At 69.4% G+C, this 294-nt stretch carries 1 protein-coding gene; it reads left to right on the forward strand.

The window, feature by feature from the left end:
* On the forward strand, window positions 1–294 hold a 294-nt coding region (locus KI686_RS17270; protein ID WP_237590393.1), incomplete at both ends, for a hypothetical protein.

Below are 294 nucleotides of genomic sequence, written 5' to 3' on the forward strand. Positions count from 1 at the left end.
GCGCGACTGGGCGGCCAAGGGCACCAACCTGCTGGGCGTCAAGGCGGTCATCGCGGAGAGCTTCGAGCGCATCCACCGCTCCAACCTCATCGGCATGGGCGTCGTCCCGCTGCAGTTCCCGGCGGGCGAGTCCTGGGAGTCGCTGGGCCTGGACGGCACCGAGATCATCTCGATCGAGGGCCTGACCGAGCTCAATGAGGGCACGACGCCGAAGACGGTGAAGGTCACCGCGACCCCGAGCGAGTTCTCGCCCGAGGGCCACGCGCCCGTCACCTTCGACGCGGTCGTGCGCAT

The sequence above is a fragment of the Polaribacter sargassicola genome (assembly GCF_021991835.1).
Classification (GTDB): domain Bacteria; phylum Bacteroidota; class Bacteroidia; order Flavobacteriales; family Flavobacteriaceae; genus Polaribacter; species Polaribacter sargassicola.